Here is a 12,184-nt window from a genome sequence, read left to right as displayed (position 1 = left end):
ATGTACAACCTGTCGCTTGCCTGAAGCCTTGACCGAAATACATGGAAACGCACATATTACGGCCATAATTTAGATCGCAACTACCGTTACCCATCGGCATTCATTTCTGGAGAAAGCGCATGAGCAACTATGACGTGGTGATTCTCGGCGGCGGCCCCGGTGGCTATAACGCTGCCATTCGCGCCGGCCAGCTCGGCCTCAAGGCCGCGTGTGTCGAGGGGCGCGCAACGCTCGGCGGCACCTGCCTGAATGTCGGTTGCATGCCATCCAAGGCGCTGCTGCATGCATCGGAGCTTTACAGTGCGGCCATGGGCGCGGAGTTCGCCAACCTTGGTATTGAAGTCAAACCGACGCTGAATCTGGCGCAAATGATGAAGCAGAAGGATGAAAGCGTTAGCGGCCTGACCAAGGGCATCGAATTTCTCTTTCGCAAAAACAAAGTGGAATGGATCAAGGGCTGGGGTCATATCGACGGGCCGGGCAAGGTCAGCGTAGTCACTGGCGACGGCAGTAAAATCGAGCTGACGGCCAAGGATATTGTCATCGCTACCGGCTCCGAGCCCACTCCCCTGCCCGGTGTCGAGATCGATAACCAACGCATCCTCGATTCCACTGGCGCGCTGTCACTGAGTGAAGTGCCGAAACACCTGGTGGTGATCGGCGCCGGCGTCATTGGTCTCGAACTCGGTTCGGTGTGGCGGCGTCTCGGTGCGCAAGTGACGGTCGTTGAATACCTCGACCGCATTTGTCCCGGCGTGGATGGCGAGGCCGGTAAAACCTTGCAGCGTTCGTTGAGCAAGCAAGGGATTGCGTTCAAGTTGAGTTCAAAAGTCACCAGCGCCACCTCTTCGGCCAGTGGTGTGCAGCTCAGCGTCGAACCGGCCGCCGGCGGCACCGGCGAATTACTCGAAGCGGACTATGTGCTGGTGGCCATCGGGCGTCGCCCTTATACCCAAGGCCTGGGCCTGGAAAACGTCGGCCTGAGCACCGACAAACGCGGCATGCTCGCCAACAATCGCCACCGCACCGAAGCCACCGGCGTCTGGGTGATCGGTGACGTCACGTCCGGGCCGATGCTTGCGCACAAGGCGGAAGACGAGGCCATGGCCTGCATCGAGCAAATCGTTGGCAAGGCTGCGGAGGTCAATTACGACCTGATCCCCAATGTGATTTACACCCAGCCGGAGCTGGCCAGCGTCGGCAAGACCGAAGAACAGCTCAAGGCTGAAGGTCGCGCCTACAAGGTCGGCAAATTCCCGTTTACCGCCAACAGCCGGGCGAAGATCAATCACGAAACCGAAGGCTTTGCCAAAGTCCTCAGCGACGAGCGCACCGACGAAGTGCTCGGTGTGCATCTGGTCGGCCCGAGTGTCAGTGAAATGATCGGTGAATGCTGCGTGGCCATGGAGTTCAGCGCTTCGGCCGAGGACATCGCCCTCACCTGCCATCCGCACCCGACACGTTCCGAGGCATTGCGTCAGGCGGCCATGAATGTCGAGGGGATGGCGACGCAGATGTAACGACCAAAGAGCCGCGTCGCCCCGCCGGCGACGCGGTGTCAATCCGGCAAATGAGCCAGCGGCAGCGCTCCCGGCGTCTTGACGGTGTTGATCGCAAAGTTGCTGCGGATGTCGCTCACTCCCGGCAGCTTCAATAGGCAACCGCTGAGAAAACGGTCATAGGCGCGTAGATCCGGCACCACCACTTGCAGCAAAAAGTCGGACTCCCCTGACACCAGAAATGCCGAAATGACCTCCGGCAGCGCCGTGACTGCCGAACGAAACGCCTCCGCTTGCGCATCGTTGTGCCGCTCGACCTTGACCCCGACAAACACCGTCAGCCCCAACCCCACTTCATCGCGATCCAGGTTGGCCTGATAACCGCGAATCACCCCTGCTTCTTCCAGCATCCTGACCCGGCGCAAACACGGCGAAGCGGAAAGGCCGATTTCGTCCGCCAACTGCACGTTGCTCAGGCGTCCGTCCCGTTGCAGCGCGGCGAGAATCTTTCGGTCAAAGGCATCGAGTTTCATGATTGGCAGATCCTGATAGTTTGCTCGCTAAGCCCAGCAGGTTATGCCAACAAGCGAGGTATTTGAAGCAAACTACGCAAGCACCTGCCTACGCCCGCGCCTTTAGACTGACCCTACCGAATCGACAACGAGTGGGGTGCGACGTGGCGAGTCTCTGGCTGTTTTTTCTGGCGCTGGCAGTGGTTTATTTATTGCCCGGCCCAGACATGATTCTGCTGCTACAGACCGGTGCACGACAGGGACGCAGCGCAGCGTTGGCCACGGCAATGGGGCTGGCAATTGCTCGCGGCGTTCATGTAGCGCTGGCGGGATTAGGGCTGGCGGCGCTGTTCAAGGCTGCACCGTGGACATTCGAGATAGTGCGACTGGCGGGCGCGGCTTATTTGTTGTGGATCGGCATTCAATGCCTGCGCAGCACACTGTTGCCGAACCTGACCGCTACCGGCGTGGCAGGCACCCGCACACAATGGCGCGAGGCGATTGGGCGCGGCGTTCTGACCAACCTGCTTAACCCGAAAGCGCTGCTGTTCTGCTCGGTGCTGCTGCCGCAATTCATCGTCACCAACGGCCCACCGGTGCTGACGCAGTTTGCGACCCTCGGCGCCGTGCTGGTCGGCGTCGGCTTGCTATTCGACAGCGCCTACGCCCTGACCGGCGCCGCGCTGGGCCGCTGGCTGCAACGCAGTCCTGCGGCCCAACGCCTGCAACAATGGCTGTTCGCCAGCCTGTTGATCGGCTTTGCGGTCCGCCTGACCTTTGTGCAGCAAGCTTAGGCTTTGCGCGTCTTGCGCCGGCGACGGGTGATCATCAGCAAGGCAATGCCGGCGAACGCCACGATCGCTCCGATTTGCACCGGCCATTTGTACGGCCGCAGGGTTGATCGCATCGCATCCGTGATCTGCGTTACATAGCGCTTGTCGGCATTTTCAAAGTCCGGGTACGGGCATTGGTTACCGAAGTCGACGGCCCAAGTCACGTAAGGCCCTTCTTTCACGTAACGCTGATACAACGCACGCTGATTTTCCAGGCTGGTGTTCCAACCGGCCGCCGAGCACAGCACAGCGGCGAACGCCTGACTGGTGTGCGGCAAATTGTCGGCGGCGCGGCTGGCGAGTTCGGTGGCGACGAAGCGGTAGTGATAACGCTGATCCGGTTGCGCCTCGCTGGCCTTCTGGCGTTGCAGTTCGGCGTCGCCAAGCAGCGGGCCGACGGTCAGTTCCGTGTTTTCCAGGCTGTAGTTGCCGTCGAGCGTGGCGTAATCCGGCGCCATCTCGTAACCAAGAATGTCCAGACCCCACTCGCGCGCGATCCACGCCGCATTGAACAGCGCTCCAGCCCGCTTGGTCGGCCACCAAGCGCCATCCGCCGCGAGACGTTGCTCCCCGTAGAGCCGCGCCTTTTTCTGCAAATCCGGATTGTCGAAATAACCGACCGCTTCCTCGTAGCGCCCTTCACGCAACAAACGCCGACCCAAAAGATTGCGCAGGCTCGCCGCCACGGGCAGCGGCACATAATTGTCGCGATCCTGCTGACTCATTACCGGCGGCGCCGGCACTTTGGAGTCGACATATTGCTTGAGCTCTTCGACGGTCAGCACGCGTTCGGCGACTGTGGCCGCATCGAACCAATAAATACGCTGGCTGCGGTAGAGTTGATCGAACGCTTGCAGATACTCACCGCGCTGCAATGCCAGGATGGCACTTTCGCCCTCGACCCGACACTTGGGCTGGACGGTTTCCAGAGCCCACCCCGGCGTGCGTCGATCACCCCAGGATTCGTCCTGAGGAAACGCCTGCGCCGCTTTGGAGTACGCAGCGGCCGCGGCGTTTTTATCCCCTTCGCGAACGGCCAGTTTGGCCCGTAACCACCACGCCAATCCGCCGTCCCCGGCGTGTTCGAGGAACGCCTTGGCGCTGGCGTAATCGCCCTGTTGATAATTCACCGCCGCCAGGCGATCGGCGTTATCGAGGCTGCCGCGCGTGTTGTCTTGCAGCAATTTGATCAATTTTTTCTGATTGGGTGGTTCATCCCCGAACGACCAGCCGAGACGGCTGATCAGTGACGCCGTGACCAATTGCTGCACCGCTTGCTGTTGCAGCAATGGCGACAGTTGGTTTTCCGGCAGCGTCGCCAGTTCGTTAACCAATTGCTTCAACGAGGTGTAGCCCACGCTGGAACCGTGCAGGTTTTGCGCGGCATACAACTCAATCGCACCGTTCCAGTCTCCGCCCGTGCGCAGCACCCGCGCTTCTTCGCCCAGACTGGCGACGCCCAGTTCCAATGGATCACTGAAGCCGTCGATGCTCAGTTGTCGCGCCTGGCGGAACGCCGCGCGCGATTGCTCCAGTGCATCGACGGCATGCTCGCCGGTGCTCATGGCAAACAACGTACGCCCCAGCGAATACGCAGCCCAGGTGCTGCGCAACGGTCGTTGGTTAGCCGGCAGCGCAAGCACTTTGCGGAAATAGTCGGCGGCCACCTGCAGATCGCCGGCACTGAACGCCACGGCACCGGCCATGTATAAACGCAGTTCTGTCGGCAGCCCGGCGCCTTGCGCTTCGGCTTGCTGTGCATCAGTGAGGCCGCGCAGATGCGTCATCAGCGCTTGCTGCTCGCTGGACAGCCCGGACAATTCGGCCTTGTCACGTTCGGCGGCAGGATCGATCGGCTCAGCGTAGATATCACTCTGGCTGACGGGCGCGAGCTTTTTCAAACCGGCAATGGCATGGCCGAGACGACTGATCTCAAACCTGAAGTTGCCCTCCGGCAACTCCGCCAGTGATTGCCCACGGTCATCAAGCAAACGCATCGGAAAATCCGGCCCGCACGCCAGCGCCGAACCCAGCGGCAGACTGAGGCTCAGGCACAGCAGATGGCGCGGCCAGTTACGGGTCAACATGCGAACCTCCTTGATCAATGTGAGCGCAACGCGCCCAACCGATGGCACGCTGCCCGCCCGCCGGTAATCGGCCTTCGCGCAGGCGGGTGAAGGTAAGCCTGCGCGTGTCCTGTTGCAATGCGTAACCGGCCAGCGCGTCGGCGCCTTCGCAGCCTTGCGCAGTCAGGGTCAAACGCTGTGGCCAGGCGCTGTCGAGGTTACCCTGATTGACCAGATTGATGTCATAGAGGCCGTCTTTTTCGCTGACCGTCAGCGCAAGTCGGGTCGACAATGCTTCACCTCGGGCAACGGCGCCGAGAGTCGTCAGGCTCCAGGCGCGACGGTCATTGGCCAACGGCAAGCGGAACCAGATCAGCCCCGCCAGATGTGCCGGGCGGTCGTCGCGCAGCGCTGTTGCCAGGTGACTGAGTTGCAGCGGATCGGCGAGCAATTCCCGCCGTTCGCCGCCCCGCTCCAGGGGCACTTCGCTTTCCACCACCGGCGCGCCATCAGCGTCAGCCATCAACGCCACGCCATAGGCCGGCAAGGCCAGGTAGAACGGTTTGTCGGTGATTCGACTCCAGGCCTTCGCCCAGTTAAGCGCCTGCTGCGGATCGAACAAACCGCGCCGAGGGTCGCTGACTGCGTGGACTTGCAGCACGCTACTGTCGACGGCGGCCAACAGCGCGGGCAATTGCGCACTGTTGAGCCAGGCGGGTAGCGCGGTGATGCCAAGCGGTAAGTCGGCCGGCAACGCGGCGCGCAGATGTTTCAGGAATTCGGCATAGGCCGACAGCCGCGCATTGCCGGCGTCGTGATCGATCTCGACGCCGGCCAGCGTTAGCCCCTGCGCTTGCCAATCGGCCAGCATTTGCAAGATCTGCGCGGTGACTTCGCGCTGATCCAGCGACTTGAGTTGACCGTCGAGGCGCACCACGGCAACCAAGGGTCGACCGTCGGCTTTCAGCAGCGCCGGGTTGATCCATGCCCGGCTCCATCCCGCGCCCGGAAAGGCCTGTAACGCCAACACCCGAAGGGTTGAAAAGTCCGGGCGACTGTCCCGCAACGCCGCCTCATGGGCCGGCGTCCATTGCCGCTGCCAGACATAGAGTTGCTGATCGAGCGGCGGCGCGGGAGGGTGCTCACAGCCGCCGAGTATCAGCACTGTCAGAAAAACAAACAACCGCATGGAAGCCCTGCCTACAGAAGCCGTGGCTGATCGCAGCATGTAGCGATCAGGGTTTGCGGGCAATGATCACCTGACTCTTCGCCACTACAGCATCCAGTGCCTGCTTGATTTGCGCGCCACGCGGCGAATCGAGCACCGCTTGCCAGGTGTCGGCCCAGTGATTGAGCAACGGATGGTCGGGATTGCTGAGATCGACCTTGGCTTCCCAGAACAACAGCATCCACATCGACCAATAAAAGCCGTATTGGCTATGGCTGATGATCTCCAGCCCCGCCTCGCTGACCATCGTTTTGAACTGCTCTTCGCTGATGATGCGAATGTGGTTGGGCTTCTGGAAATACTCCGGCGCGGCGATGTCTTTTTGCAGGTCTTCGGAGCTGGGGTGCGGCACGCTCAGCAGGTACAGCGCCCCCGACTGCCCGACGCGCACCAGTTCGGCGAGAAACTGCGCCGGGTCGTCGACGTGCTCGATGACTTCGGTGGACACCACGCGTGTCGCGGTGCCATCGGCGATCGGCAAAGGGTTGCAGTCGGTGACGTGGCACTCGACGCTGCGCGCCGGGGTGTCGCTCAAACGCTGGCGAGTCGCTTCGACTTTGGCGCCGTCGATGTCGGCGATGATGATCTTCGCCCCGCGCATCCCGCAGAAGTGCACGTTGCCACCGTCGCCACAACCGACATCCAGCAACGTGTCATCCGCCGTCAACGGGAAGCCTTTGAACAGCTCGCCGGTCTCCTGATTGAACCAGCCGCTGAGCATCGCATCGTGCAGGCCGAGCATGTACGGATCGACCTTGTTGGCCACCGGGGTGGCGGGCTGCGCGGGTGTCGTCGCCGTGAGTTTCTTCAAAAGGCTCAGCATGAGGTGGCTCCAGAGGTTGTGACGGCGGTGCGGGACGTACCGAGGCGTTTGACCAACGCGGCGCCGCGGTTGCGCATGGGCATTTCAATGAAGCGGTAATTGAGTTCGCTCAGCAACACGATCAGGCCGAACGCGAACAGCAAGGTGATCACTGGATGCCCGGCCGGGCTTGGCAAACCGGCGCTCTGCAAACGAAAAATCACTTCGCGCACCAATTGATAGGCCGGGATGTGGATCAGATAAATGCCATACGAGCGACTGCCGACCCAAGCCATCAGCCGCTGTAAAGCGCCGGCCGGCAGCAAATAGTTGCGGTTGTACGAAGCGATCCACACCAACACCGCACCGAGCACGGCAATCGAACCGATGCGGTAACTGGCGAAGGTAAAACGATCCGTGGCCATAAAGCTCAGCAGTGCCGCGATGAGCAGCAGCGCCGACATGCCCAGCCACGGATGGCGCAAGAGTCTAGGCTCCCACCGCGCATAGCTCGGCTGCGCGCTCCACATGGCCAACAACACACCGAGCGCCAGTGCATCCGTGCGAACCACCATCAGCAACGGCGTTCGCAGGGTAAACAATTGCACCGCGACCAGCGCCAGCAAAGCCCACACCAGATGCTTGCGACAGACCAGAATCAACAGCGGGAACAATAAATAAAACTGCTCTTCCAGCGACAGGCTCCAGTAGACAAAACTGCTGCCGTATTCGTAATGGAAGAAGCTGTCGGCAAACCTGAAATTGGCATACTGCAACAGCCCGGCCAGCGTCGCTTGCAGGTTGGCGTGCAGCGTGCCGAACGCGCCGGAGCGATTGAGAAACACGCACGCCAGCAGCATCAGCGCCAGCCACAACCACGCCGACGGCAACAACCGGAATGCCCGGCGCAGCCAGAAATTGCGCGTCTGCTGCCAATATTCCTGACGGGATTCACAACCGCGCAGCGCCGGAATCAGGCTACGGGCGATGACGAATCCGGAGATCGCAAAAAACAGATCCACGCCCCACCACGGCTGTGCCCACGCGTGGATTTTTTCCAGCAACGGCACCGGGTCGGTGAACAAACTGCCCTGCATGTGATGGAACAACACGCCGAGCACTGCGATGGCACGCAGCACTTCGATGTCCATGATCCGTTTACTGGCCGTCATGCTTCACTCCTGGAATCCAGCGGCTTGCGCGCGATGATGACCTGGCTCTTGGGCATGAACCGGTCGAGCACCTGCTTGATCGCCACGCCGTCCGGTTGTGCCAGCAAGTCTTGCCAGGTGCGCGCCCAGCTCTCCATCAGCGGCGGGTATGGCGCCTGGATCCGGTCACGCACCGCGCCGCCGAGATCACGACCTGCGGCGCGCTCACTGGCCCAGAAAAAGATCATGCCCATGACCCAGAAAAATCCCGTGGCCTGCCGATGCTCGATCACCAGCCCGGCATCTTCCACCAGCGCGGCAAAACGCTCCGGCGTAAAAATCTGCACATGGTTCGGTGACTGGAAGTAGCCGGCCGGGGCGATGCCCTGCTGAAGGTGCTCGCCCACCGGGGCCGGCACGCTGAGCAAATATTGCGCACCGGGTTTGCCCATGCGTACCAGTTCGGCCATAAACGGCTCAGGGTGATCGATGTGCTCCAGCACTTCCATGCACACCACTTTGCTCGCGCACGCATCGGCCAGCGGCAATGGCAAGCTGTTGCTGACCAGGCCCAGATTGGATCGCGTGCTTTGGGCTTCGACCTGGCGTGCGAGGTCGCGAACCTTGTCGTGTTCACTGTCGGTGAAGATCACCGCAGCGCCCTGACGCACGGCAAACAAGGTCGCCACGCCTTCGCCGCAACCGACGTCGAGCAAGGTGTCGTGCGCCGTGATCGCGAAGCCTTTGAGCAATTCCCCGCTGTCGCCTCGGAACCAGCCGTCGAGTACGGCGTCATGCAGGCCGACGTCCCGGGGCGAAACGTTCGCGGTCAACGGCGTCGGCGTGGAAATCGGCGCGGGTTGCGCGGCGGGCAATAACCGCCTCAGCCATGCGCGGATCATGCGCCGGGGGCATCCACAGCAGACACCGCGCGAAGCTCGAACAACTGCGCGAGAAAATCACTCAGCCGCCGCTCCGCCACGGCCTGACTGCAAAACGCTTGCAGGCTGTCGACCGCATGCGCCGACATTTGCGCGTAACGCTGGGGATCGTTTTTAGCCACCTCATAACTGGCGCGATACGCCGCGCACAACGACGCCCAATTGGTCACGTAGCGCAACGTGCGGAACGCCTTGCGCGGGTCGTGAGGCCACGCCGTGAGTTCGTCGGTGGATTCGATCAGAAAAGCGTTATCCGCATCCAGATAATCAATCATCGCCGTAGTACGCGGTGCCACCGCCGGTTTGCCGCAGGACATGAATTCCATCAGCGGCAGGCACTGGCCTTCGCCATAGGAGCTGTTGACCGCAAACCGGGTGGCCTGCACCAGACGCTCGTAGTCGGCGTCGGCGAGATAGCCGTAAATCAACACGATGCGGCAGCGGTAAGGCTGGTTTTTGTACAGGTGATGAAGGATGTCGGCCATTGCCAGTTCGGCGTCGTGGTGCGTGAGCTTAAGCACCAGCGTGGCGTCCTCGACGTCGCGAAACGTCACGCAAAAAGCACTGAGCATGTCCTCCCAGTTTTTGCGCCCGTCCCCGGGATTGAACACCGAGGTGTAGACGACGCCGTCGAGAACCAGCTCCTGTTCACTCACTGGCGCAGCAAAATCGATCCCCCGGCCCCGTCGCAAATGCGCGGGGCCGAAGGCATTTACGTCGAGCTGACGGCTGTCGGCGACCAGGCCTTTGATCTTCAAACTGACCGGACCGTCCAGCCATTGCGCGCCCCGGGCAGCAAAGCGATCCCACACCGGCGCTGGCACCGCGACAATCGGAAATTCCCGCCCCATGGCTTCACGCACAGCATTGACCGTGTAGGTGGAATGGGTGATCGCCGCGCCGCACGCGCGCAACACCGTGCGCCAATCGTTGCGCGGCTCGCCGTCGAAGGGCTCGTTGGGAATGGTGCTGAATTCCCAGGCAAACACCGGCAGCGTCGGGCACGCCAGATGCACCGGCGTGCGATGTGGCGGCGAGAAAGACAAAAACACGCAAGGCTCGCCACGGCCCAGGCACTCCAGATACAACGCATCGACTTCGCGTTGCGGATCGGCGACTTCCACCACCCGGCCGAGGCGTTCAAGCACCGGACGGTATTCCTTGAGCACGAAGTAATAGCTGTACTCCGAACGACCGAGGTTTTGGGCGATCGTGTGCTGGTTGGTTTCCGAATGAATAATGATCAGCATGACGCGTTATCCATCACAGGTGCGGTGTCGGCGGGCAGCGGAGCCAGTCCGAAAAAATCTGCCATACGCTGCTGAACCGGGGCGAACCCGCAATAACTGTTCATTCGTTCAATGGCCGCAACGGACATTTGCCGGTAATCCTCAGGCTGGTTTTTCGCCATCCGGTAACTGGCTTCATAGGCGTTTTTCAGCGAACCCCAATCCGGTCGGTGCCGCAGGGTGCGGTATACGATGCGGGTGTCCTGAGGCCAGATGGTCAGCTCTTCACTGGACGCGACGACGAAGGCCACGGCGCCATCAATATAGTCTTCCATCGCCGTGTGATTGGGGGCGATCACCGGTTTGCCGCTGGACATGAACTCCATCAACGGCAGGCACAAACCCTCGCAGCGCGAAGCATTCACATAGAAACTGGCGGCCTCGTAGAGCCGGGCGTATTGCTCGTCGTCCAGATAACCGTGCATGACCACCACCCGGCAAGCGAACGGTGAAAGCTGCGCGAGCAGGGTCATCAGCTCGGTGTAATAGGACGCCAGATCGTTTTGCGTGATCTTCAACACCAGCGTCGCATCAGCGGTTTCGCGAAACGCCCAGCAGAACGCGGTGACCAGGTGATGCCAGTTTTTGCGACCGTCGCGCGGGTTGAACACCGAGACATACACCACACCGTCGACAGTGGTTTCGACCACGTTTGACGTGTCGGGTAAATCCAGCGGCAGCGTTTCGGCCACCGGCACTTCATGCACACCGGCAATGGCCGGCAAGCGTTGTGCAAGCCAGGCGTGAGCCGTGTCCGAAACGAGATCGCGAATCCCTTCCCAATACCAGTGATGCAGATATTTCACTCGCGACGCCGGTTCCCTGCGCTGCGGATTACCAATCCACAGGTGCAGATAATGGCGGGCAATGATGAATCGCCGTTTCAGGGTCAACGGTGGTGGGCGCAGCGCTTCGATTTCGGCAAGTTGCTCCGCCGTCAGCGGTTTGGGCAACAGGTCATCGGCAGACAACCCCAGCGCCCGACTGTCGAAAATGCAGCCCTTGATCGCCAGCGTCGCACCGCGATTGACCGGCGCGCTGACGTGACGCTCACGAATGTCGGCAAAGCGCTCCCATAACGGCGTCGGCAGCACCAGCACCGGAAACTCGTCGCCCATGGCCCGACGAATGGCGCCGGCGGTGTGGCTCGACAGTGTGATTACCCGCCCCTGCCGTGCGAGCATGCGCGTCCAGTTCTGGCGCGGGTCGTTGTCCCACTCCTCGTCCGGGATCGAATCGAACTCCCAGGCCACCACGCAAATCGTCGGGCACTCAAGATCGTCGGGGGTTTTCTGCGGGGGCGTGAAGGACAGGAACAGGCTGTCTTCACCGGCGGCGAGCAATTGTCGATAAAGCGGATCGACCTCGGCGATGGACGACACCACGTGCACGCGCCCAAGGCTTTCAAGCACCGGGCGATAAGCCTTGAGGACGAAGTAATAGCTGTACTCCGCACGCCCTAGACTCTGGCTGATGGAGGCGTCGTTGACGTCCGAATAAAGAATGAAATTCATGGCACCCCGCCGCAAAACCGCCATCCCGGCGGCCTCACACTATGACCGCCAAGCGTGGGATCGGATCGGCTCTGCCGGCACTCGTCCTGCGTCTTGGAGATCGTCTTTTGTTCTTGTTTTAGTGGTCAGTTCTACCCGGCTGCGACACTCGTATGGGGAGCCTGGGTGATCGCGACGAGGGGCATTCTAAACACATCCGTTAGGGATACGGGAACCGTCGGGTGTGAAAAAACGGACTACGCTGACGAGAACTGACCAGTCACGATTTGGCTTATTGAAATTGCCGAAAAATTGGAACAGATTGGTACCCAAATAATTACAACAACGACTTTGGCGCATTGTCATTCGG

At 61.0% G+C, this 12,184-nt stretch carries 10 protein-coding genes; 2 read left to right on the top strand and 8 right to left on the bottom strand.

Translation table 11 applies throughout. The features are described from left to right. The first annotated feature begins 119 nt into the window (after positions 1-119). A complete protein-coding gene (gene lpdA, locus GIW69_RS06875; protein WP_236481380.1) occupies positions 120-1,520 on the top strand; it encodes a dihydrolipoyl dehydrogenase in 1,401 nt (466 codons plus the stop codon). 38 nt (positions 1,521-1,558) lie between these two features. Here the strand turns inward: lpdA and GIW69_RS06870 are convergent, their stop codons facing one another. Next, positions 1,559-2,032, bottom strand: coding sequence for an Lrp/AsnC family transcriptional regulator (locus tag GIW69_RS06870; RefSeq protein WP_236481379.1), 474 nt, complete (start codon positions 2,030-2,032; stop codon positions 1,559-1,561). A 143-nt stretch (positions 2,033-2,175) separates the two neighbouring features. On the opposite strand from GIW69_RS06870, the gene GIW69_RS06865 reads away from it, so the two are divergent. Further along, positions 2,176-2,805, top strand: a complete 630-nt coding sequence (locus GIW69_RS06865; protein WP_236481378.1) for a LysE family translocator — start codon at positions 2,176-2,178, stop codon at positions 2,803-2,805. Here GIW69_RS06865 and GIW69_RS06860 read toward each other — a convergent pair. The 7 genes from GIW69_RS06860 to GIW69_RS06830 are packed head-to-tail and all read right to left on the bottom strand — an operon-like array spanning position 2,802 to position 11,835. Continuing rightward, positions 2,802-4,931: a hypothetical protein gene (locus GIW69_RS06860; RefSeq protein ID WP_236481377.1), complete on the bottom strand. Its 2,130-nt coding sequence runs from the start codon at positions 4,929-4,931 to the stop codon at positions 2,802-2,804. The genes GIW69_RS06865 and GIW69_RS06860 overlap by 4 nt on opposite strands. Further along, the gene (locus GIW69_RS06855; protein WP_236481376.1) at positions 4,918-6,099 is read right to left on the bottom strand and encodes a DUF3142 domain-containing protein; all 1,182 of its coding nucleotides are present in this window, start codon (positions 6,097-6,099) and stop codon (positions 4,918-4,920) included. Before GIW69_RS06855 ends, GIW69_RS06860 begins: the two co-directional genes overlap by 14 nt. Before the next feature lie 46 nt (positions 6,100-6,145). Further along, positions 6,146-6,961, bottom strand: a complete 816-nt coding sequence (locus GIW69_RS06850) for a class I SAM-dependent methyltransferase (protein WP_236481375.1) — start codon at positions 6,959-6,961, stop codon at positions 6,146-6,148. Further along, the gene (locus tag GIW69_RS06845; protein ID WP_236481374.1) at positions 6,955-8,112 is read right to left on the bottom strand and encodes an acyltransferase family protein; all 1,158 of its coding nucleotides are present in this window, start codon (positions 8,110-8,112) and stop codon (positions 6,955-6,957) included. The genes GIW69_RS06850 and GIW69_RS06845 overlap by 7 nt, the downstream gene beginning before the upstream one ends. Then, the gene (locus tag GIW69_RS06840) at positions 8,109-8,993 is read right to left on the bottom strand and encodes a class I SAM-dependent methyltransferase (protein ID WP_236481373.1); all 885 of its coding nucleotides are present in this window, start codon (positions 8,991-8,993) and stop codon (positions 8,109-8,111) included. Before GIW69_RS06840 ends, GIW69_RS06845 begins: the two co-directional genes overlap by 4 nt. Then, entirely contained in the window at positions 8,990-10,282 is a 1,293-nt protein-coding gene (locus tag GIW69_RS06835; protein WP_236481372.1) for a glycosyltransferase, read from the bottom strand. The genes GIW69_RS06840 and GIW69_RS06835 overlap by 4 nt, the downstream gene beginning before the upstream one ends. After that, entirely contained in the window at positions 10,276-11,835 is a 1,560-nt protein-coding gene (locus GIW69_RS06830; RefSeq protein WP_236481371.1) for a glycosyltransferase, read from the bottom strand. Before GIW69_RS06830 ends, GIW69_RS06835 begins: the two co-directional genes overlap by 7 nt. Positions 11,836-12,184 lie beyond the last annotated feature (349 nt).

Source organism: Pseudomonas syringae, from assembly GCF_021605415.1.
Taxonomy (GTDB): Bacteria; Pseudomonadota; Gammaproteobacteria; order Pseudomonadales; family Pseudomonadaceae; genus Aquipseudomonas; species Aquipseudomonas syringae_S.
The sequence above is the reverse complement of the archived record's forward strand: the minus strand, read 5'-3'. Positions and strand labels throughout refer to the sequence as shown.

Bases quoted from the DNA above. Each gene is read 5' to 3' on its own strand.
- lpdA (WP_236481380.1), top strand. From the start codon at position 120: ATGAGCAACTATGACGTGGTGATTCTCGGCGGCGGCCCCGGTGGCTAT.
- GIW69_RS06870 (WP_236481379.1), bottom strand. From the start codon at position 2,032: ATGAAACTCGATGCCTTTGACCGAAAGATTCTCGCCGCGCTGCAACGG.
- GIW69_RS06860 (WP_236481377.1), bottom strand. From the start codon at position 4,931: ATGTTGACCCGTAACTGGCCGCGCCATCTGCTGTGCCTGAGCCTCAGT.
- GIW69_RS06855 (WP_236481376.1), bottom strand. From the start codon at position 6,099: ATGCGGTTGTTTGTTTTTCTGACAGTGCTGATACTCGGCGGCTGTGAG.
- GIW69_RS06850 (WP_236481375.1), bottom strand. From the start codon at position 6,961: ATGCTGAGCCTTTTGAAGAAACTCACGGCGACGACACCCGCGCAGCCC.
- GIW69_RS06845 (WP_236481374.1), bottom strand. From the start codon at position 8,112: ATGACGGCCAGTAAACGGATCATGGACATCGAAGTGCTGCGTGCCATC.
- GIW69_RS06840 (WP_236481373.1), bottom strand. From the start codon at position 8,993: ATGATCCGCGCATGGCTGAGGCGGTTATTGCCCGCCGCGCAACCCGCG.
- GIW69_RS06835 (WP_236481372.1), bottom strand. From the start codon at position 10,282: ATGCTGATCATTATTCATTCGGAAACCAACCAGCACACGATCGCCCAA.
- GIW69_RS06830 (WP_236481371.1), bottom strand. From the start codon at position 11,835: ATGAATTTCATTCTTTATTCGGACGTCAACGACGCCTCCATCAGCCAG.